A 21,845-nucleotide genomic window follows, 5' to 3' on the forward strand; every position below is an offset into this window, starting at 1 on the left:
CTTTATTATTCGTTGATTTCTTTTACAGTCACAAGGTGCGACACTTTGTTGATCATACCGCGCATCGCGACGTTGTCAGGGACAACGACAGTCTGATGCATTTTACGAAGACCGAGTGTACGTACAGTAACACGCTGACCTTCCGGACGACCAATAGTGCTGCGTGTGAGGGTGATTGCGAGTTTCGCCATGTCTAATTCCCTCCCTTAGTTAAGAAGTTCTTCTACGCTTTTACCGCGTAGTTTAGCAACTTCCTCTGCTTTTTTGAGCTCAGTCAAGCCCTGAACCGTCGCACGGACGATGTTGATCGGTGTGTTTGAACCTAACGATTTTGAAAGGATGTCACCTACACCTGCAAGTTCGAGCACCGCACGAACTGGACCACCCGCGATAACCCCAGTACCTTCAGAAGCTGGTTTCATGAATACACGACCTGCTCCGAATACTCCTGTGATTTCGTGTGGAATTGTTGTACCAACCATAGGTACTTGAACCATGTTTTTCTTAGCGGCTTCAATAGCCTTGCGAATCGCTTCTGGCACCTCTTGTGCCTTACCTGTACCGAAACCGACGTGACCATTTTTGTCACCTACGACTACGAGAGCTGCAAAACGGAAGCGGCGGCCACCTTTTACGACTTTCGCGACGCGGTTTACGGTAACAACGCGTTCTTCAAGTTGTTCCATGTTAACGTCTAACTGGCGCATCGAGTGTCCCCTCCTTTTTATTAGAATTTAAGACCTGCTTCACGAGCTGCTTCAGCAACAGCTTTGACGCGGCCATGATAGAGGTATCCACCACGGTCGAACACAACTGTGTCGATACCTTTCTCGAGTGCACGTTCAGCAGCAAGTTTACCAACAGCTTTCGCTGCTTCAACGTTACCACCATTTGTAAGATCGAGAGCTTTATCTTTCGAAGATGCAGACACAAGCGTTGTTTGTGCCGCGTCATCGATAAGTTGAACGTAAATGTGTTTGCTCGAACGGAATACGTTCAAACGTGGACGAGCTGCTGTCCCCGAGATCGTACGACGTACACGAGCATGACGTTTTTTACGAACTGCATTTTTATCTGCCTTTGTGATCATTTATGCCACTCCTTTCCGTTCATTTCGTGACGAATTACTTACCAGTCTTACCTTCTTTACGGCGAATACGTTCATCAGAGTAACGAACACCTTTACCTTTGTAAGGTTCTGGAGCACGGTACGAGCGGATTTGAGCAGCAACGTGACCGACGCGCTCTTTGTTAATCCCTTTTACGATGATTTGCGTGTTTGAAGGAACTTCGATTTCGATGCCTTCCTCAGCAACGTACTCGATTGGGTGCGAGTAACCGAGGTTAAGGACGAGTTTGTTACCTTGCTTCGTAGCACGGTAACCAACCCCCGAGATCTCAAGTGTTTTTTGGAATCCGTTCGACACACCTTGTACCATGTTGGCGATAAGGGCACGTGTCGTACCGTGAATTGTGCGGCTTTCTTTCGATTCGTCTGGACGAACAACCGTCAATTCGTTCTCTTCAACTTTGATTTCCAATGCCGGGTTAGCTGAAAGCGAAAGTTCACCTTTAGCACCTTTTACTGTGACTGTGTTGTCTTCAGCAACTGTTACAGTAACGCCAGCAGGAATCGTAACTGGTTTTTTACCAATACGTGACATTGATTACACCTCCGTTCTTGTTAGAAAAGTGACTTACCAGATGTAGGCGAGCACTTCGCCGCCGACTTGTTGTTGGCGAGCTTCTTTATCAGTCATAAGACCTTTAGATGTCGAAAGAACTGCGATTCCGAGTCCTCCGAGTACTTTCGGTACTTCATCAGCTTTTGCGTATACGCGAAGACCTGGTTTCGAAATACGTTTGAGACCAGTGATTACACGTTCGTTGCCTGCTCCATATTTAAGGAAAAGACGAAGTGTACCTTGTTTAGCGTCCTCGATATATTCAACATCGCGAATGAAACCTTCACGCTTAAGGATTTCAGCGATCTCACGTTTAATGTTCGAAGCTGGAAGCTCCATTTTTTCATGGCGAACCATGTTAGCGTTACGGATACGTGTAAGCATATCTGCAATAGGGTCTGTCATTACCATGCGATGTACCTCCTTTCACACTGTTAGTGGATTACCAGCTTGCTTTTTTAACACCAGGGATTTGACCTTTGTATGCAAGATCACGGAACTTGATACGGCTGATCCCGAATTTACCCATGTAACCATGTGGGCGACCTGTGATGCTGCAACGGTTGTGCAAGCGTACAGGTGACGAGTTACGTGGCAATTTGCTGAGTCCGATATAATCGCCTTCAGCTTTCAACTTTGCACGCTTTTCAGCGTACTGGGCAACGAGTTTCTCGCGTTTGATTTCGCGATTCACCATTGACTTTTTAGCCATGTTGTCGACCTCCCTTTAGATTATTTTTGGAATGGCATACCAAGAAGTGTGAGCAATTCACGTGCTTCTTCGTCTGTGTTTGCTGTTGTAACAACAACGATGTCCATACCGCGTACTTTTGATACTTTATCGTAATCGATCTCAGGGAAAATAAGTTGCTCTTTCACACCAAGCGTGTAGTTACCGCGTCCGTCGAATGCTTTCTTCGATACACCGCGGAAGTCACGTACACGTGGAAGTGAAACAGTTACCAATTTGTCGAGGAAATCGTACATACGCTCGCCACGAAGAGTAACCTTCGCACCGATTGGCATACCTTCACGAAGCTTGAAACCAGCGATTGATTTCTTCGCTTTCGTTACGAGTGGTTTTTGACCAGAAAGAATTGTTAATTCTTCAACTGCCATGTCAAGTGCTTTCGAGTTCGAAACAGCGTCACCTACACCCATGTTGATAACGATCTTTTCGATTTTCGGTACTTGCATGACCGAGTCATAGTTGAATTTATCCATCATCGCTTTCACGATGTCGCTTTTATACTTCTCTTGCAAACGGTTCATAGTCGAATGGACCTCCTTTCGTCACGTTCTTCTTATTTATCGAGTACTTCGCCCGATTTCGCGACACGAACTTTTTTACCATCGACTACTTTGAAACCAACACGAGTTGGCTTGCCAGTTTTAGGGTCGATCGGCATTACGTTCGAGACGTGAATTGGTGCTTCGATTTCAAGGATACCGCCTTGTGGATTCGCTTGTGATGGTTTAGCGTGTTTTTTCATCACGTTAACCCCTTCAACGATTACGCGGTTCTTGCTTGGCATAGCTTTGAGGATAACCCCTTGCTTGCCTTTATCTTTACCAGACATTACCTGGACTGTATCGCCTTTTTTAACATGCATCGTTTGCGCACCTCCTTATAGGATTGAAATTGGAAATTAAAGTACTTCCGGTGCCAACGAAACGATCTTCATGAATTCTTTTTCACGAAGTTCACGTGCAACTGGCCCGAAGATCCGTGTGCCGCGTGGGCTCTTGTCATCTTTGATAATGACTGCTGCGTTCTCATCGAAACGGATGTACGAACCATCTTTACGACGAGCGCCACGTTTTGTACGAACGACAACTGCTCTGACAACGTCACCTTTTTTAACAACGCCACCTGGTGTTGCTTGTTTTACCGTTGCGACGATGATGTCACCGATGTTTGCAGTCTTACGACCAGAACCACCGAGGACTTTAATTGTCAACAGTTCACGCGCGCCAGAGTTGTCTGCTACTTTCAAGCGAGATTCTTGTTGAATCATGCGAGTGTACCTCCCTCCGGATGTTTAATAAATCCGAACTGTTATTAGATGATTACTGATTCTTCTACTACTGTTACAAGACGGAAACGTTTGTCTTTAGAAAGAGGACGTGTTTCCGCGATGCGAACGATATCGCCCACTTTAGCGACGTTGTTCTCATCGTGTGCTTTGTATTTCTTCGTGTAGTTTACACGTTTGCCATAGAGTTTATGACGAACCTTTGTTTCTACTGCGACGACGATCGTTTTGTCCATTTTGTCAGACACGACGCGACCAGTGAACACTTTACGGTTGTTGCGTTCCATGAGTGTTACCTCCTCTCAAGAATCCGATGTAATTAGCCGTTGTTGATGCCGAGTTCGCGTTCACGAAGAATCGTTTTAGCACGCGCAATCGACTTGCGTACTTCACGGATACGAGCAGGATTCTCAAGCTGACCTGTAGCAAGTTGGAAGCGAAGGTTAAAGAGTTCTTCTTTCCACTCGCCCACTTTACCGTTGAGCTCTTCAGTTGTTGATTGACGGAGATCAGTTGCTTTCATTCGTATCACCACCATTTTCTTCACGTTTCACGAACTTACATTTTACTGGAAGTTTGTGCGATGCAAGACGAAGTGCCTCACGTGCCACTTCCTCAGATACACCTGCGATTTCGAACATTACTTTGCCAGGCTTAACTACAGCTACCCAGCCTTCTGGAGCACCTTTACCCGAACCCATTCGGACTTCGAGAGGCTTTTTAGTGTACGGTTTGTGTGGGAAGATCTTGATCCAAACTTTACCGCCACGTTTCATATAACGTGTCATTGCAATACGTGCTGATTCGATTTGACGGTTTGTAATCCAGCTCGCTTCGAGAGCTTGGAGACCGAACTCACCGAAGTGTACAGTAGTACCGCGTTTAGCATTCCCGCGCATTTTACCACGGTGTACACGACGATATTTCACGCGTTTAGGTAACAACATAGTGTGTTGCCTCCTTCCTGAAAGAGTGTTTATTATTCAGCGTTTTTCGCTGTGTTGTTTTTTGTTGGAAGAACTTCACCGTGGTATAACCAAACTTTTACGCCGATTTTACCGTAAGTTGTGTCAGCTTCAGCTGTTCCGTAGTCGATGTCGGCACGGAGTGTGTGAAGTGGAACTGTTCCTTCCGAGTATTTCTCTGAACGAGCGATATCAGCGCCACCAAGACGACCAGAAACTTCTGTTTTGATCCCTTTGATGCCTGTACGCATCGAACGTTGAATTGATTGTTTCATCGCACGACGGAATGATACGCGACCTTCCAATTGACGTGCAATGTTTTCTGCTACAAGCTTCGCTACAGCGTCAGCGTTTTTCACTTCAACAACGTTGATGTGAACGCGTTTTCCGTTAGCAAGCTTAGTGATGTGTTTACGGAGTGATTCGATTTCAGAACCACCTTTACCGATTACCATACCTGGTTTCGCAGTGTGAAGCGAAATGTTCACGCGGTTTGCAGCGCGTTCGATTTCTACTTTAGAAACACTAGCATCCTTCATTTTGTTTTCGATGTATTCACGAATAACGAAGTCTTCATGAAGGAGATCAGCGTAGTCTTTCTCAGCGTACCAACGCGAATCCCAGTCTTTGATAATACCAACGCGAAGACCGTGCGGATTTACCTTTTGACCCACTACATATCCCTCCTTATTTCTCAGTTACCACGATGTGGATGTGGCTTGTGCGTTTGTTAATACGGCTTGCGCGACCCATCGCACGTGGGCGGAAGCGTTTGAGTGTTGGACCTTCGTTTACGTAAGCTTCTGTTACGACGAGGTTCTCAATGTTCATATCGTAGTTGTGCTCTGCGTTAGCAATCGCTGATTTTAATACTTTCTCAACGACTGGCGATGCTGCCTTGTTTGTGTGAGCAAGGACAGAGAGCGCTTCGCCGACTTGTTTCCCGCGAATTAAGTCTACAACGAGACGTGCTTTGCGAGGAGCAAGACGGACCATATTAGCTGATGCTTTAGCTTGCATGGATTTGACCTCCCCTCAAATTACCGTTTCGTTTTCTTGTCTGATCCGTGACCTTTGTAAGTGCGTGTTGGAGCGAATTCACCAAGTTTGTGACCAACCATGTCTTCTGTCACGAATACTGGCACGTGTTTACGACCATCGTGTACACCGAACGTGTGACCCATGAATTCTGGGAAGATCGTCGAGCGACGTGACCAAGTTTTGATGACTTGCTTCTCACCTGATTCGTTGAGTTTGTCAACTTTAGCGAGTAAGTGGTGATCTGCGAATGGACCTTTTTTCAAGCTGCGACCCATGTTAGAACCTCCCTTTGGAATGATTCGGGAACGGCCCTTTCGAACCGCCCGAGAATCATGTAGTAATTATTTCTTACGGCGACGAAGGATGTACATGTCGCTCGATTTGTTTTTCTTACGAGTCTTAAGACCAAGAGCTGGTTTACCCCAAGGAGTAAGTGGGCCCGAACGACCGATTGGCGCACGACCTTCACCACCACCGTGTGGGTGATCAACCGGGTTCATTACAGAACCACGTACTGTTGGGCGCTTGCCTAACCAACGTGAACGTCCTGCTTTACCGATGTTTACGAGTTCGTGTTCTTCGTTACCAACTGAACCGATTGTCGCGCGGCAAGTGCCGAGGAACAAGCGTGATTCACCTGATTGAAGACGAACGATGACGTACTTGCCGTCACGTCCTTGGATTTGTGCCGATGCACCAGCCGCACGAACAAGCTGACCGCCTTTACCAGGCTTAAGCTCGATGTTGTGGATTGTTGTACCGACAGGGATGTTTACGAGTGGAAGAGCGTTCCCCACTTTAATATCCGCCTCAGGACCAGACATGATTTCCATGCCCACTTTGATGCCCTTAGGAGCGAGGATGTAACGTTTTTCACCATCAACATAGTTGATAAGTGCGATGTTTGCTGAACGGTTTGGATCGTATTCGATCGTTGCTACACGTCCTACAACGCCATCTTTGTTACGTTTGAAATCGATGATACGGTATTTACGCTTGTGACCGCCACCTTGGTGACGAACAGTCAAGCGACCTTGGTTGTTACGTCCGCCTTTTTTCGAAAGCTTTTCAGTTAACGATTTTTCAGGGCGATTCGTTGTGATCTCTGCAAAGTCGAGAGATGTCATGTTACGACGACCGTTAGTGGTCGGCTTAAACTTTTTGATTGCCATCGAGGATTCCCTCCTTTTCTTCTAAGGTAGTTAATTAACCGAGGAAGTCGATTGTGTTGCCTTCAGCAAGAGTTACGATCGCTTTTTTACGGCGAGCTGTGTAACCAGAGTGACGACCGACACGTTTCGCTTTCGGTTTGTAGTTCATTGTGTTTACCGAAGCAACTTTCACGTTGAAGATTGATTCGATAGCGTGTTTCACTTGCGATTTAGTCGCTTTTACGTCGATTTCGAAAACGTATTTGTTAGCTTCCATGAGGCCAACTGAACGCTCAGTGATGATCGGACGTTTGATGATATCGTATGCTTGAGCCATTATGCAAGCACCTCCTCTACCTTCGCAACCGCATCTTTAGTGAAGATGACTTTGTCGTTAGCAACGAGGTCAAGAACGTTCACGCCTGCTGCGTCGATCACAGTCACTCCTGGGATGTTACGAGCTGCGAGAGCGATAGTCTCATTGTAGTCCGCTGTGACTACAAGAGCCTTACGTTCTACTGATAAGCTGTTGAGTACAGCAGCCATATCTTTTGTTTTTGGTGCATCGAAAGCAAGGCCTTCGAGGACGATGAATTCGTTGTTTTGTACTTTCGACGAAAGAGCCGAGAGAAGTGCTAAACGACGAACTTTCTTAGGAAGTTTGTAAGAGTATGAACGTGGTGTTGGACCGAAGACTGTTCCACCACCAACCCATTGTGGTGAGCGGATCGAACCTTGGCGCGCACGACCAGTTCCCTTTTGTTTCCATGGTTTACGGCCGCCACCGCGTACTTCCGAGCGACCTTTCGTATCGTGAGTACCTTGACGGCGTGATGCTTGTTGCATGACGATCGCGTCATAAAGTACTGATTCGTTTGGCTCGATTCCGAAAATGGCTTCTGCCAATTCGATTTCGCCAACTTGTGAACCTGTTTGGTTAAGCAAAGCTACTTTAGGCATTCGTAATTCCTCCTTTCCGTGCAGTTAATTAGTTACCTTTTACCGCTGATTTGATGATGACGTTCGATTTACGAGCGCCTGGGATAGCACCTTTCACGAGGAGAAGGCCGCGTTCCACATCAACTTTAACGACTTCAAGGTTTTGAATTGTTTTACGCTCTCCACCCATTTGACCAGGAAGAAGTTTCCCTTTAAATACGCGGTTAGGAGCGACAGGACCCATCGAACCAGGACGACGGTGGTAGCGCGAACCGTGAGCCATTGGTCCACGTGATTGTCCGTGACGCTTGATCGCACCTTGGAATCCTTTACCTTTCGATGTACCTGTTACGTCTACTAATTCACCTGCAGCGAAAATGTCTGCTTTGATCTCTTGACCGATTTCGTATCCTTCTACTGAAGTACGAACCTCTTTGATGAAGCGCTTAGGTGTCGCGTTTGCTTTCGCAGCGTGACCTTTTGCCGGTTTGTTTTGACGTGATTCTTTGATGTCTCCGAAACCGAGTTGAACTGCTTCGTATCCGTCTGTATCAACTGTTTTAAGTTGAAGAACGACGTTACCTTCGACAGCAACTACTGTTACCGGTACAACTTCGCCTGCTTCGTTGAAGATTTGAGTCATACCAAGTTTTGTTCCTAAGATTCCTTTAGCCATGAGATACACCTCCTATTAATAATTAATTGTCTCTTCTGGCTAGTATCTACTATATGAAGAATTAAAGTTTGATTTCGATGTCAACACCTGATGGTAACTCAAGACGCATAAGCGCATCGACAGTTTTTGGTGTTGGGTTTACGATGTCGATCAAGCGTTTGTGTGTACGCATTTCGAACTGCTCACGAGCATCTTTGTACTTGTGAACCGCCCGAAGGATCGTGTAAACCGATTTCTCAGTTGGAAGCGGGATTGGTCCCGAAACCTTTGCACCTGAACGCTTCGCAGTGTCAACGATCTTCTCAGCTGATTGATCGAGAACGCGATGGTCATATGCTTTTAAACGAATACGAATTTTTTCATTTGCCATGTTTGTTTCCCTCCTTTGTCGCCTACTTTAAAAATAGACAATTCTCCGCGGAAATTTCCACACCGGCCATGGCAATGCTGCCTGGCGTGTCATAACCTCCCGCTTCACCGCAGCGTGCTTGTGTCAGCAGAGGTACCCGATCATTGCCTATCAACGATTGGACCCGTTTTCTGCTGTAAAGTCTCTCACCACTCGCACAAACACTTAATCATTATATCTAATCTGGAACCGGAATGCAAGATTAGATTTTACGACTATGCCGGATGTCTGATGAGTTGCTCAACGTTCCCTAATGTAACAAGATTTACGGGGATTTGCAAGAGAAAATTCATTCTTTTATTGAACTATTTTTCAAATGAAGCCCCATGTCAACTCAACCTAGCGTTTCATCATTGATCCGAATCGCTCTGTGACCCCCTCGATGACCGAATGCGGGGCTCGCTTTAAACACGCATGAACAATTCCTTCATCCATAGAGTGCGTCTCAAAATAGCGAGCTAGACGTGTCAGTTTATCATCTCGACCGATGACCGTATACAGGACAATCCATTCTTCGAGGTGCATCCAGTTCCCTTCTGCTTCTATATAAGGATGTGTATAGATGCCATCGGTACACTTCATACGAAAACTGGACATGACATCTACGTCGGTCCCCTCGAAAACATACTCACCAAAGTAAGTCGTCAAGTACGCCTCATGTGGTTCAGATGATCGTTTCTCTCCGGCGCGACTCAAAATCTGATCTATCCGTTCAAACTGATCGGGTTCCACGAACAAATCGACATCATTTGTCACATCGACGATTCCGTAACGCTTTAACAGCTGTGAACCACCAATCCGATAGGCAATCCCGTTCAAACGACAAATCGTCTCCAATTGTTTGAGCATGACGTCACCCCTTTCGTATCCCTCATCTTACCACGGCATGGTGAAAACACAAAAAAGCAGCCCGCAATATGCGGACTGCTTAAAGTTGTTCAGTTGAATCAATCGATTACTCGATGATTTCTGTTACTGAACCAGCACCTACAGTACGGCCACCCTCACGGATAGAGAAACGTGTACCGTCTTCGATCGCGATTGTAGAAATCAATTCGACCGTCAACTCGATGTTGTCTCCTGGCATTACCATTTCAGTACCTTCTGGAAGGTGAACGATACCTGTTACGTCAGTTGTACGGAAGTAGAACTGCGGGCGGTAGTTCGCGAAGAATGGCGTGTGACGGCCACCCTCTTCTTTAGAAAGAACGTAGATTGATGCTTTGAATTTAGAGTGTGGTGTGATTGAACCTGGCTTAGCAAGTACTTGTCCACGCTCGATGTCGTCACGTGATACACCACGGAGAAGTGCACCGATGTTGTCGCCAGCTTCAGCGTAGTCGAGAAGCTTACGGAACATCTCTACACCAGTACATACAGTTTTCTTAGTTTCTTCTGTAAGACCAACGATTTCAACTTCGTCGTTGACGCGGAGAACACCACGCTCAACACGACCAGTCGCTACAGTACCACGACCAGTGATTGAGAATACGTCCTCAACAGGCATCATGAAGTCTTTATCTGTGTCACGAACTGGTTCTGGGATGTACTCATCAACAGCGTTCATGAGTTCCATAACTTTTTCTTCCCACTGAGCTTCACCGTTAAGTGCGCCAAGTGCAGAACCTTTGATTACAGGGAGGTCGTCGCCTGGGAAGTCGTATTCAGAAAGAAGTTCACGGATTTCCATCTCAACGAGTTCGAGGAGCTCTTCGTCGTCTACCATGTCAACTTTGTTCATGAAGACTACGATGTAAGGAACACCTACTTGACGTGAAAGAAGGATGTGCTCACGTGTTTGTGGCATTGGACCATCAGTTGCAGATACAACGAGGATCGCGCCGTCCATTTGAGCAGCACCAGTGATCATGTTTTTAACATAGTCAGCGTGTCCTGGGCAGTCAACGTGTGCGTAGTGACGCTTGTCAGTTTCGTACTCGATGTGAGCTGTTGCGATTGTGATACCGCGCTCGCGCTCTTCTGGAGCACCATCGATTTGGTCGAACTTAGTAGCTGTTTTCCCTTGTGCACGTGAAAGTACAGCAGAGATTGCTGCAGTCAAAGTTGTTTTACCGTGGTCAACGTGGCCAATTGTACCAATGTTAACGTGCGGCTTAGAACGGTCGAATTTTTCTTTACCCATTCTAGATTCCTCCTCTATTAAACGATTAGTTTTATTTAACTAGGAAGACGTAGGTTACTTTTAACATACGTCCTCCTTAGCTTACAACAATCAATCTAGCGATACAACCGTTATTAGCCGTTCGCTTTTTTGACGATTTCTTCAGCAATTGATTTCGGTACTTCTTCGTAGTGATCGAAGTGCATCGAGTACGTTCCGCGTCCTTGTGTACGTGAACGAAGTGATGTTGCGTAACCGAACATTTCTGAAAGTGGAATCATCGCTTTAACGACTTGTGCGTTACCGCGTGCTTCCATACCTTCTACGCGTCCACGGCGTGACGTGACGTCACCCATGATGTCACCCATGTATTCTTCTGGGATAACAACTTCAACACGCATCATTGGCTCAAGGATGACAGCTTTCGCTTGGTCCTTAAGTTGTTTAACAGCCATCGAAGCAGCAACTTTAAACGCCATCTCGTTCGAGTCGACATCGTGATACGAACCGAATACGAGACGTGCTTTAACGTCTACTACTGGGTAACCAGCAAGGATACCGTTTTCGAGAGCTTCTTCGAGACCTGCTTGAACAGCTGGTACGTATTCACGTGGTACAACACCACCGACGATCTTGTTCTCGAACTCGAATCCAGCGCCTTCTTCGTTCGGCTCGAATTCTACGACAACGTGACCGTACTGACCGCGTCCACCAGACTGACGAACGAATTTCGAATCGATCTTCGCAGCGCCACGGATTGTTTCACGGTAAGCAACTTGTGGTGCACCTACGTTAGCTTCTACTTTGAATTCGCGACGCATACGGTCAACGAGGATGTCAAGGTGAAGCTCACCCATACCAGAGATGATTGTTTGACCAGTCTCTTGGTTTGTTTCAGTGCGGAATGTTGGATCTTCTTCTGCGAGTTTAGCAAGAGCTTGACCCATCTTATCTTGGTCTGCTTTCGATTTAGGTTCGATTGCGACCGAGATAACCGGTTCTGGGAACGTCATTGACTCGAGAACGATGTTATCTTTCTCAGAGCAAAGCGTGTCACCAGTAGTCGTGTCTTTGAAACCAACAGCAGCGGCGATGTCACCAGCGTATACCATTGGGATTTCTTCACGGCTGTTTGCGTGCATTTGAAGGATACGACCGAGACGCTCACGCTTCCCTTTAGTCGAGTTCTTCACGTATGATCCCGCTTCAGCTGTACCAGAGTACACGCGGAAGAACGTCAATTTACCGACGTAAGGGTCAGTCATAACTTTGAACGCAAGTGCTGAGAATGGAGCATCGTCAGAAGGCTCACGTGTGATTTCTTCTTCTGTATCGAGGTTGATCCCTTTGATTGACTCTACATCAACTGGTGATGGGAGGTAATCAACAACAGCGTTAAGCATAAGCTGAACACCTTTGTTTTTGAAGGCAGAACCAACGAGTACAGGGTAGAATTCAACGCTAAGTGTCGCTTGACGGATTGCAGCTTTCAATTCATCGATTGAAATTTCTTCACCCTCAAGGTACTTCATCATCAACTCTTCGTTGAAGTCAGCAACACCTTCGATCAATTGACCGCGAAGTTCTTCAGCTTGGTCAGCCATGTCAGCTGGGAAGCCATCTGTTACTTCGATGTCAGTACCGAGGTCGTTGTTGTACATGTAAGTCTTCATTTCAACGAGATCGATGATCCCTTTGAAATCGTCCTCTGCTCCGATTGGGAGTTGGATCGCGTAAGCGTTCGCTTGGAGGCGCTCATGAAGCGTCTTCACAGAGTACAAGAAGTCTGCGCCGATTTTATCCATCTTGTTGACGAATACGACACGTGGTACACCATATGTCGTCGCTTGACGCCATACAGTTTCTGTTTGTGGTTCTACACCTGACTGAGCGTCAAGTACAGCAACCGCACCATCAAGTACACGGAGTGAACGTTCAACTTCTACAGTAAAGTCTACGTGTCCAGGTGTATCGATGATGTTTACACGGTGGCCATTCCACTGTGCAGTTGTCGCAGCTGAAGTGATCGTGATTCCACGCTCTTGCTCCTGCTCCATCCAGTCCATTTGTGAAGCACCTTCGTGCGTTTCACCAATTTTATGGATACGACCTGTGTAATAAAGAATACGTTCAGTTGTTGTCGTTTTACCGGCATCGATGTGAGCCATGATCCCGATGTTACGAGTATTCTTTAGGGAGAATTCTCTTGCCATACTGGGTATTCTCCTTCCGCATGTGTGATTTTCGTGTGCTGGCACACGATATGATTATACCCGAAAGCCACTCCGTTAAGCCATGACTTGGCGGAACAGAGTGGGCTTTACGATTAAATTACCAACGATAGTGAGCAAACGCTTTGTTTGCTTCTGCCATCTTATGCATGTCTTCGCGTTTCTTAACAGACGCACCAGTGTTGTTGGCTGCATCCATGATTTCGTTCGCGATACGTTGCTCCATCGTTTTTTCGTTGCGGAGACGAGCGTAGTTCACGAGGTAACGAAGACCAAGTGTCGTACGGCGCTCTGGACGAACTTCAACAGGAACTTGGTAGTTCGCTCCACCTACACGGCGTGCCTTAACTTCAAGTACAGGCATGATGTTGTTCATTGCTTCTTCGAATACTTCCATAGGCTCTTTACCTGAACGTTCAGCAATGATGCCAAATGCGTTGTAAATGATTGTTTGGGCTGTACCTTTTTTACCGTCTAACATGACACGGTTAATGAGGCGAGTTACCAATTTCGAGTTGTAGATCGGATCTGCGATAACGTCACGACGTTCTGCACGGTTTTTACGCATCCGAGTACCCTCCTTTCAAAGTTTCAATTGTAGTTTAGTTGGCGAGAATTACTTCTTCGCAGCTTTCGGACGTTTCGTACCGTATTTAGAACGGCCTTGCATACGTCCGTCAACACCTGCAGTGTCAAGCGCACCACGAACGATGTGGTAACGTACCCCTGGTAAGTCTTTTACACGTCCTCCACGGATAAGAACAACGCTGTGTTCTTGAAGGTTGTGGCCAATACCTGGGATGTACGCAGTCACTTCGATTTGGTTAGTCAAACGAACACGAGCATACTTACGAAGCGCCGAGTTCGGTTTCTTCGGAGTCATTGTACCAACACGTGTACAAACACCACGTTTTTGTGGTGAGCTCACGTTTGTTTGTGACTTGATGAAACTGTTGTAACCTTTGTTAAGTGCTGGAGAGTCAGATTTAACGACTTTCGATTTACGTCCTTTACGGACTAACTGGTTAATAGTAGGCATCTTTGAAGATCCTCCCTTCCTGAATGTTGCTATTTTCTAGTCCCACCGACCCGGGTGGTTCATTTAAGGTCATAACGAAACGCTTTTACGAGGCGTAGGCATTCCATGACCTCGCAAAAACGTGAGTTATACCTTGAAAAGTGGCAATAATAGCAGCCAAACCTTCCCGAAGAAAGATCGGATGGACGTCCAAGTAGCTTGCCGACTGCTGGACATCGTTGTCAGTGACAACAACCGATTGGCGGCACTAAATCATAGTAGCACCGCCAACCTATGCTGTCAAGACGTATTTTATTCGACAATCGTATCCTCGAGGGCAACAGGCGCCTCTTCTTCTTCGATTTCGACATCGCGGTAAACCGCCATCCCAGTACCAGCCGGAACGAGTTTCCCGATGATGACGTTCTCTTTGAGTCCAAGGAGATAGTCGCGTTTTCCTTTGATTGCTGCATCTGTCAAGACGCGTGTCGTTTCCTGGAACGAAGCGGCCGAGAGGAACGAGTCTGTCTCAAGCGACGCTTTCGTGATTCCGAGAAGGACTGGTTTCGCAGTCGCTGGACGTTTACCGTCTCGAAGTGCATCCTTACATGCCTCTTTGAAGACGCTGATGTCAACGAGCGAACCTGGGAGAAGCGGTGTGTCACCTGACTCGATGACTTTGACGCGACGAAGCATTTGGCGAACCATAACTTCGACGTGCTTATCTCCGATTTCTACCCCTTGCATCCGGTATACTTTTTGAACTTCCTGGAGAAGGTAGTTCTGTACGCCAGATACACCACGGACAGCGAGCAATTCTTTTGGATCGATCGAACCTTCAGTGAAGACTTCACCAGCTTCTACCGTATCACCGATTTGAACGCGGAGACGGGCTCCGAATGGAATCGTGTACGAGCGAGTCTCGCTAAGTCCTTCAACTGTGAGTTCACGTTTATCACGTGACTCTGTGAAGTCGATGACCGTACCGGCGATTTCCGAGATGACCGCTTGACCTTTCGGGTTACGGGCCTCGAATACCTCTTGGATACGCGGAAGACCTTGTGTGATATCGTCTCCGGCAACCCCACCTGTGTGGAACGTACGCATTGTAAGCTGTGTTCCTGGCTCACCGATTGATTGCGCGGCGATGATACCGACTGCTTCTCCGACTTCAACGTTTGATCCAGTCGCCAAGTTACGTCCGTAACACTTCTTACATACGCCGTGTGACGTGTTACATGTGAAGGCTGTACGGATTTCTACCTGTTCGATTCCCGCATCGACGATGTCGCGTGCGAGTTCTTCTGTGATCAACTCGTTTTTGTCGACGATGACGTTACCTGATTCAGGATGCGTCACCGTTTCGAATGCTGTACGGCCGACAAGACGGTCGTACAATCCTTCGATTTCTTCCGTACCTTCGCGGAGGGCAGACACGCGGATTCCACGGTCTGTTCCACAATCTTCTTCACGGATGATGACATCTTGCGCGACGTCAACGAGACGACGTGTCAAGTAACCTGAGTCGGCTGTCTTCAAGGCTGTATCGGCAAGACCTTTACGAGCCCCGTGAGTTGAGATGAAGTACTCTTGAACCGTCAGACCTTCACGGAACGACGATTTGATTGGAAGTTCGATGATGCGACCAGATGGAGCGGCCATCAAACCACGCATACCCGCAAGCTGCGTAAAGTTAGAGGCGTTACCACGGGCACCTGAGTCAGACATCATGAAGATCGGGTTCAAGCGGTTGAGGGATTTCATCAATCGAGATTGAATTTCATCCTTCGCTTCGTTCCAAGCACGTACGACGCGCTCGTAACGCTCATCTTCAGTGATGAGACCACGACGGAACGACTTCATGATTTGGTCGACTTGTTTTTGTGCTTCATCAAGAATTTCTTGTTTGTCCGGAAGTACGATGATATCGGCGATACCGACCGTCACACCCGCTTTTGTCGAATGTTTGAAGCCGAGATCTTTCATCCGGTCAAGCATGCGGCTCGTTTCAGTCGTTTCAAACTTCTGGAACACTTCCGCGATGACTTTTCCAAGGAATCCTTTTTTGAACGGCTCGATGAGAGGACGTGATGCGATTTCTTCCGCAACGTTCGCCCCTTTGTCGATGAAGTACTTGTCAGGCGTTGCTTCCTGCAAGTTTTGCATCGTCGGTTCGTTCAAGTATGGGAACGTGTTTGGCAAGATTTCGTTGAAGATCATCTTACCAACTGTTGTGATGAGTAATTTTTCGTTTTGCTCTTCTGTGAATGTCGGGTTGTTGAGCGTACGTGCCGGAAGTGCCACACGCGAGTGCAAGTGGACATATCCGTTTTGGTAGGCAATCAACGCCTCGTTAACATTCGAGAACACTTTCCCTTGACCGATGGCATCGTCGCGTTCAAGCGAGATGTAGTAGTTACCGAGGACCATATCCTGCGATGGTGTAACAACCGGTTTTCCATCTTTCGGGTTCAAGATGTTCTGTGCAGCGAGCATGAGAAGGCGTGCTTCCGCTTGTGCTTCTGCCGAAAGCGGAACGTGGACTGCCATTTGGTCACCATCGAAGTCGGCGTTATACGCTGTACATACGAGTGGGTGAAGGCGAATCGCACGACCTTCAACAAGAATTGGTTCGAATGCCTGGATACCGAGACGGTGAAGTGTCGGGGCACGGTTCAAGAGAACCGGATGCTCACGAATGACTTCTTCAAGGACGCCCCAGATTTCCGGTTGCATCTTTTCAATCTTGCGTTTCGCGTTCTTGATGTTTGAAGCGATGCCGCGACCGACAAGCTCTTTCATCACGAACGGTTTGAAGAGCTCAAGTGCCATCTCTTTCGGAAGACCACACTGATACATCTTCAAGTTCGGTCCGACGACGATAACCGAACGTCCTGAGTAGTCGACCCGTTTACCAAGAAGGTTTTGACGGAAACGACCTTGTTTCCCTTTCAACATGTGTGAAAGCGATTTGAGCGGACGGTTACCAGGACCTGTTACCGGACGACCACGACGACCATTGTCGATGAGGGCGTCAACCGCTTCTTGAAGCATACGCTTCTCGTTTTGCACGATGATGTTCGGCGCGCCGAGGTCGAGCAAACGTTTGAGACGGTTGTTCCGGTTGATGACTCGACGATATAAATCGTTCAAGTCAGATGTCGCAAAGCGTCCACCGTCGAGCTGTACCATCGGGCGAAGCTCTGGTGGAATGACAGGAAGCACTTCAAGGATCATCCAATCCGGATTGTTTCCTGAAGTAAAGAACGCATCGAGTACTTCAAGTCGTTTGATCGCACGTGTACGACGTTGACCTTGTACTGTCTTCAATTCTTCACGAAGCTCGCTCACTTCTTTTTCAAGATTGACATCTTGGAGGAGCGTGCGAATCGCTTCAGCACCCATGTCTGCTTTGAAGTCGCTACCGTATTTCTCACGATAGAGACGGAACTCTTTTTCCGAGAGAAGTTGTTTCTTCTCGAGCGGTGTGTCACCTGGCTCTGTCACGACGTACGACGCGAAGTAAATGACTTCTTCAAGCGCACGTGGTGACATGTCGAGAACAAGCCCCATACGGCTTGGAATCCCTTTAAAGTACCAGATATGCGAAACTGGTGCCGCGAGCTCAATATGGCCCATTCGCTCGCGACGCACTTTCGCTTTCGTCACTTCAACGCCACAACGGTCACAAATGACTCCTTTATAACGGATTCGTTTGTACTTCCCGCAGTAACATTCCCAGTCTTTTGTTGGACCGAAGATTCGTTCACAGAATAATCCGTCCTTCTCTGGTTTAAGTGTACGATAGTTGATCGTTTCCGGCTTTTTGACTTCGCCGTAAGACCACGAACGGATCTTTTCGGACGAAGCCAAGCCGATTTTCATATATTCAAATCGATTAACATCTACCAAGGGGCCGACCTCCCTTTTCGCCTTATTCCTCTTCCGTAACAGTCGGTTGAACGACTTGTTCTAACGCCGATGTTGCGTTCGGGATGTTGTCGTCATCTTCATCTTTCATTTCGACTTCTTCATCATCCGCTGACATCATCTTGACTTCCATACCAAGTGCTTGAAGCTCTTTGATCAAGACGCGGAATGATTCAGGAACGCCCGCTTTCGGAACGCTCTCGCCTTTCACAATCGCTTCGTATGCTTTCACACGACCGACTGTGTCATCCGACTTGATCGTTAAGATTTCTTGGAGCGTGTAGGCTGCGCCATACGCTTCAAGAGCCCAAACTTCCATCTCACCGAAGCGCTGACCACCGAACTGTGCTTTACCACCGAGCGGTTGTTGCGTAACGAGTGAGTATGGTCCTGTCGAACGAGCGTGAAGTTTGTCGTCTACCATGTGCGCAAGTTTGATCATGTACATGACACCGACTGAAACACGGTTATCGAACGGTTCACCCGTACGACCGTCATAAAGGCGCGTTTTCGCATCTTTATCCATACCGGCTTCTTCAATCGTTGACCATACATCTTCCTCACGCGCACCATCGAATACAGGTGTTGCCACTTTGATGCCGAGCTTCTTCGCCGCCATACCAAGGTGGAGTTCGAGCACCTGCCCGATGTTCATACGCGATGGTACCCCTAGTGGGTTGAGCATGATGTCAACCGGTGTACCGTCAGGCATGAATGGCATATCCTCTTCAGGGAGAATCCGCGAGATAACACCTTTGTTACCGTGACGTCCCGCCATCTTATCCCCTTCGTGAATCTTACGTTTTTGAACGATATAGACACGGACCATTTGGTTAACACCTGGAGACAATTCGTCACCGTTTTCACGGTCGAACACTTTGACATCCAAGATGATTCCGTCTCCACCGTTTGGTACGCGAAGTGATGTATCACGTACTTCACGTGCCTTCTCACCGAAGATTGCGTGCAAGAGGCGCTCTTCCGCCGTCAATTCAGTTACACCTTTAGGCGTTACTTTACCAACGAGGATGTCACCATCTTTTACTTCTGCTCCGATGCGGATGATTCCGCGGTCGTCCAAGTTACGAAGTGCATCATCACCGACGTTTGGAATATCACGCGTGATTTCCTCTGGTCCGAGCTTCGTATCGCGTGATTCTGACTCGTATTCTTCGATGTGGATCGAAGTATACACGTCATCTTTCACGAGACGTTCGCTCATGATGATCGCATCCTCATAGTTGTAACCGTCCCATGTCATGAAGGCGACGACGACGTTACGGCCGAGCGCGAGCTCACCCATATCCATCGACGGACCGTCTGCAAGGATTTCTCCTTTTTCGACACGGTCGCCAGCCGAGATGATCGGTTTCTGGTTATAGCATGTCCCTTGGTTAGAACGGACATATTTCTGAAGTTTGTAGCGGTCCAGGTTACCTGAAACCTCTGAGCCGTTTACGTCTGACGTACGACGGATCAAGATTTCACGGGCTGTGACGCGTTCTACGACACCTGGGTATTTCGCAACGATTGCTGCCCCAGAGTCTTTTGCAGATACATACTCCATTCCGGTACCGACAATCGGTGAATCCGGTTGAAGAAGCGGTACTGCCTGACGTTGCATGTTTGCTCCCATGAGGGCACGGTTCGAGTCATCATTCTCTAAGAACGGGATACATGCAGTCGCAGCAGAAACAACCTGTTTCGGCGAGACGTCCATGTAATCGACTCGACTTGGCTCAACTGACAAGTTTTGTCCGCGGAAGCGGCAAAGAACTTGTTCGTTCGCAAAGTGACCTTCTTCTGTGAGCGGCATGTTTGCCTGTGCGACGACGTAGAGGTCTTCCTCGTCTGCTGTCATATATTGAATTTCGCTCGTGACAAGACCTGTTTCCGGGTCGACGCGACGATATGGTGCTTCGATGAAACCGTACTCGTTCACTTTCGCATAAGACGAGAGTGAGTTGATGAGTCCGATGTTCGGTCCCTCTGGTGTTTCGATTGGACACATCCGACCGTAGTGCGAATAGTGAACGTCTCGAACTTCGAAGCCGGCACGCTCACGCGTCAAACCACCCGGTCCAAGTGCAGAGAGACGACGTTTGTGCGTCAACTCGGCAAGCGGGTTCGTTTGGTCCATGAACTGTGACAACTGCGAGCTACCGAAGAACTCTTTAAGCGATGCAATAACAGGGCGGATGTTGATCAGCGCCTGTGGTGTGATTGCATTTTGATCCTGAATCGACATACGTTCTTTTACAACACGTTCCATACGGGAAAGCCCGATCCGGAATTGGTTTTGGAGAAGTTCTCCGACTGAACGAAGACGACGGTTTCCTAAGTGGTCGATGTCATCTGTTGTTCCGACTTCGTGAAGTAAGTTAAAGAAGTAGTTGATTGACGCGATAATATCAGCTGGTGTAATGTGCTTGACACTACGGTCGATATTACCGTTCCCAATAATGTTTAGGATGCGTTCTCCGTCTGGATCGTCCGGTGAAATGACTTTAATAGACTGAAGACCGAATGGTTCACCTTCAGCGACACCACCGTGTGGTTCTGCATCCATGTAGCCGAGACCGTTTTCCAAGTGTGGAAGGATACGATCCAAGTTACGACGGTCGAGGACTGTTCCTGCTTCCGCAAGAACTTCCCCTGTTTCCGGGTCAACGAGCGTTTCCGCTAATTTTTGACCGAACAAACGGTTCTTAAGATGAAGTTTCTTGTTCATCTTATAGCGACCGACATTCGCCAAGTCATAGCGCTTCGGATCGAAGAAACGTGACACGAGAAGTGACTTCGCGTTCTCTACCGTTGGTGGTTCACCAGGGCGGAGGCGTTCGTAAATCTCAATCAACGCTTTCTCTGTTGACTCCGTGTTATCTTTTTCAAGGGTATTGCGAAGATATTCGTCATCCCCGAGAAGGTCGATAATTTCTTGGTCCGTACCGAATCCGAGGGCACGCAACAACACCGTTACCGGAATCTTACGGGTACGGTCAATACGAACATAAACGATATCTTTAGCGTCTGTCTCGAGTTCGAGCCAAGCACCACGGTTCGGGATGACTGTTGCGCCAAATCCACGCTTACCGTTTTTATCGAGTTTGGCGTTATAGTACACGCTCGGTGAACGTACAAGCTGGGAAACGATGACGCGTTCTGCACCATTGATGATAAACGTTCCCGATTCTGTCATGAGCGGGAAATCCCCCATGAACACTTCTTGTTCTTTGAGCTCGCCTGTCTCTTTGTTTTGGAGACGTACTTTTACGCGCAATGGCGCAGAGTAAGTAACGTCGCGCTCCTTCGATTCATCGATCGAATACTTCGGCTCGCTGAGCGAGTAATCGATGAACTCCAATACGAGGTTTCCAGTGAAATCGGAAATCGGCGAAATGTCCGTAAACATCTCCTTCAATCCCTCACGTAAGAACCACTCATAAGAAGCAGTTTGAATTTCAATCAAATTCGGAAGCTCTAAAACCTCACTGATACGGGCATAGCTTCTTCTCTGACGGTGACGACCGTACTGAACAAGTTGACCAGTCAACTGATTCACCTCTCAGACCCCCAATTCTTTATCGAATTTTTCGGGCGTAATAATCGAACATTGTCATTGAATGTCGCTCGTTTTCCATG

General features: G+C 47.6%; 27 protein-coding genes. All 27 read right to left on the minus strand.

From position 1 onward, the window contains the following. Positions 1-5: 5 nt before the first annotated feature. Positions 6-191 (minus strand): 50S ribosomal protein L30, encoded by a 186-nt coding sequence (rpmD, locus tag KNP03_RS12780; protein WP_012727659.1) that lies wholly within the window; start codon positions 189-191, stop codon positions 6-8. Between the two features lie 15 nt (positions 192-206). Next, complete coding sequence (rpsE, locus tag KNP03_RS12785) at positions 207-707, minus strand: 30S ribosomal protein S5 (RefSeq protein ID WP_012727660.1); 501 nt, start codon at positions 705-707, stop codon at positions 207-209. 20 nt (positions 708-727) lie between these two features. Next, positions 728-1,090: a 50S ribosomal protein L18 gene (rplR, locus tag KNP03_RS12790; RefSeq protein ID WP_074032453.1), complete on the minus strand. Its 363-nt coding sequence runs from the start codon at positions 1,088-1,090 to the stop codon at positions 728-730. 34 nt (positions 1,091-1,124) lie between these two features. Then, on the minus strand, positions 1,125-1,664 hold the full coding sequence (gene rplF, locus KNP03_RS12795; protein ID WP_214829849.1) for a 50S ribosomal protein L6: 540 nt from the start codon (positions 1,662-1,664) through the stop codon (positions 1,125-1,127). A gap of 33 nt (positions 1,665-1,697) precedes the next feature. Continuing rightward, positions 1,698-2,096: a 30S ribosomal protein S8 gene (gene rpsH, locus KNP03_RS12800; protein WP_214829852.1), complete on the minus strand. Its 399-nt coding sequence runs from the start codon at positions 2,094-2,096 to the stop codon at positions 1,698-1,700. Between the two features lie 31 nt (positions 2,097-2,127). Then, positions 2,128-2,397, minus strand: coding sequence for a 30S ribosomal protein S14 (rpsN, locus tag KNP03_RS12805; protein ID WP_034804036.1), 270 nt, complete (start codon positions 2,395-2,397; stop codon positions 2,128-2,130). A 20-nt stretch (positions 2,398-2,417) separates the two neighbouring features. Then, positions 2,418-2,957, minus strand: coding sequence for a 50S ribosomal protein L5 (gene rplE / locus KNP03_RS12810; RefSeq protein ID WP_012727665.1), 540 nt, complete (start codon positions 2,955-2,957; stop codon positions 2,418-2,420). Positions 2,958-2,989: 32 nt separating this feature from the next. Next, positions 2,990-3,298 (minus strand): 50S ribosomal protein L24, encoded by a 309-nt coding sequence (rplX, locus tag KNP03_RS12815; RefSeq protein ID WP_214829855.1) that lies wholly within the window; start codon positions 3,296-3,298, stop codon positions 2,990-2,992. 36 nt (positions 3,299-3,334) lie between these two features. Next, entirely contained in the window at positions 3,335-3,703 is a 369-nt protein-coding gene (gene rplN, locus KNP03_RS12820) for a 50S ribosomal protein L14 (protein ID WP_012727667.1), read from the minus strand. A 44-nt stretch (positions 3,704-3,747) separates the two neighbouring features. Continuing rightward, positions 3,748-4,008, minus strand: coding sequence for a 30S ribosomal protein S17 (gene rpsQ / locus KNP03_RS12825; RefSeq protein ID WP_012727668.1), 261 nt, complete (start codon positions 4,006-4,008; stop codon positions 3,748-3,750). A 32-nt stretch (positions 4,009-4,040) separates the two neighbouring features. After that, entirely contained in the window at positions 4,041-4,244 is a 204-nt protein-coding gene (rpmC, locus tag KNP03_RS12830; RefSeq protein WP_012727669.1) for a 50S ribosomal protein L29, read from the minus strand. Next, entirely contained in the window at positions 4,231-4,668 is a 438-nt protein-coding gene (gene rplP, locus KNP03_RS12835; protein WP_012727670.1) for a 50S ribosomal protein L16, read from the minus strand. The genes rpmC and rplP overlap by 14 nt, the downstream gene beginning before the upstream one ends. A gap of 32 nt (positions 4,669-4,700) precedes the next feature. Further along, entirely contained in the window at positions 4,701-5,360 is a 660-nt protein-coding gene (rpsC, locus tag KNP03_RS12840) for a 30S ribosomal protein S3 (protein ID WP_214829857.1), read from the minus strand. Positions 5,361-5,373: 13 nt separating this feature from the next. Then, the gene (gene rplV / locus KNP03_RS12845) at positions 5,374-5,706 is read right to left on the minus strand and encodes a 50S ribosomal protein L22 (RefSeq protein WP_012727672.1); all 333 of its coding nucleotides are present in this window, start codon (positions 5,704-5,706) and stop codon (positions 5,374-5,376) included. 20 nt (positions 5,707-5,726) lie between these two features. Then, complete coding sequence (gene rpsS, locus KNP03_RS12850) at positions 5,727-6,002, minus strand: 30S ribosomal protein S19 (protein ID WP_012727673.1); 276 nt, start codon at positions 6,000-6,002, stop codon at positions 5,727-5,729. Between the two features lie 66 nt (positions 6,003-6,068). Then, the gene (rplB, locus tag KNP03_RS12855) at positions 6,069-6,899 is read right to left on the minus strand and encodes a 50S ribosomal protein L2 (RefSeq protein ID WP_214829861.1); all 831 of its coding nucleotides are present in this window, start codon (positions 6,897-6,899) and stop codon (positions 6,069-6,071) included. 34 nt (positions 6,900-6,933) lie between these two features. Then, the gene (gene rplW, locus KNP03_RS12860; RefSeq protein ID WP_214829864.1) at positions 6,934-7,215 is read right to left on the minus strand and encodes a 50S ribosomal protein L23; all 282 of its coding nucleotides are present in this window, start codon (positions 7,213-7,215) and stop codon (positions 6,934-6,936) included. Then, a complete protein-coding gene (gene rplD, locus KNP03_RS12865; RefSeq protein ID WP_026824833.1) occupies positions 7,215-7,838 on the minus strand; it encodes a 50S ribosomal protein L4 in 624 nt (207 codons plus the stop codon). Before rplD ends, rplW begins: the two co-directional genes overlap by 1 nt. A 28-nt stretch (positions 7,839-7,866) precedes the next feature. Then, positions 7,867-8,493: a 50S ribosomal protein L3 gene (gene rplC / locus KNP03_RS12870; RefSeq protein ID WP_214780851.1), complete on the minus strand. Its 627-nt coding sequence runs from the start codon at positions 8,491-8,493 to the stop codon at positions 7,867-7,869. Positions 8,494-8,554: 61 nt separating this feature from the next. Then, the gene (gene rpsJ, locus KNP03_RS12875; protein WP_214749786.1) at positions 8,555-8,863 is read right to left on the minus strand and encodes a 30S ribosomal protein S10; all 309 of its coding nucleotides are present in this window, start codon (positions 8,861-8,863) and stop codon (positions 8,555-8,557) included. 378 nt (positions 8,864-9,241) lie between these two features. Next, positions 9,242-9,751 carry a hypothetical protein gene (locus KNP03_RS12880; protein WP_214829866.1) on the minus strand — a complete coding sequence of 170 codons (510 nt, stop codon included), beginning with the start codon at positions 9,749-9,751 and terminating at the stop codon, positions 9,242-9,244. 106 nt (positions 9,752-9,857) lie between these two features. Further along, positions 9,858-11,045, minus strand: coding sequence for an elongation factor Tu (gene tuf / locus KNP03_RS12885; protein WP_214829868.1), 1,188 nt, complete (start codon positions 11,043-11,045; stop codon positions 9,858-9,860). A 113-nt stretch (positions 11,046-11,158) separates the two neighbouring features. Then, positions 11,159-13,237, minus strand: a complete 2,079-nt coding sequence (gene fusA, locus KNP03_RS12890) for an elongation factor G (RefSeq protein WP_214829870.1) — start codon at positions 13,235-13,237, stop codon at positions 11,159-11,161. A gap of 118 nt (positions 13,238-13,355) precedes the next feature. Continuing rightward, on the minus strand, positions 13,356-13,823 hold the full coding sequence (gene rpsG / locus KNP03_RS12895) for a 30S ribosomal protein S7 (protein WP_012727682.1): 468 nt from the start codon (positions 13,821-13,823) through the stop codon (positions 13,356-13,358). A 48-nt stretch (positions 13,824-13,871) separates the two neighbouring features. Next, complete coding sequence (rpsL, locus tag KNP03_RS12900) at positions 13,872-14,294, minus strand: 30S ribosomal protein S12 (protein WP_012727683.1); 423 nt, start codon at positions 14,292-14,294, stop codon at positions 13,872-13,874. A gap of 291 nt (positions 14,295-14,585) precedes the next feature. Continuing rightward, entirely contained in the window at positions 14,586-18,185 is a 3,600-nt protein-coding gene (rpoC, locus tag KNP03_RS12905) for a DNA-directed RNA polymerase subunit beta' (RefSeq protein WP_214829872.1), read from the minus strand. 22 nt (positions 18,186-18,207) lie between these two features. Further along, complete coding sequence (gene rpoB, locus KNP03_RS12910; RefSeq protein WP_214829930.1) at positions 18,208-21,756, minus strand: DNA-directed RNA polymerase subunit beta; 3,549 nt, start codon at positions 21,754-21,756, stop codon at positions 18,208-18,210. Between the last annotated feature and the right edge of the window lie 89 nt (positions 21,757-21,845).

Origin of the sequence: Exiguobacterium algae, from assembly GCF_018617875.1 — a bacterium.
Classification (GTDB): Bacteria; Bacillota; Bacilli; order Exiguobacteriales; family Exiguobacteriaceae; genus Exiguobacterium; species Exiguobacterium algae.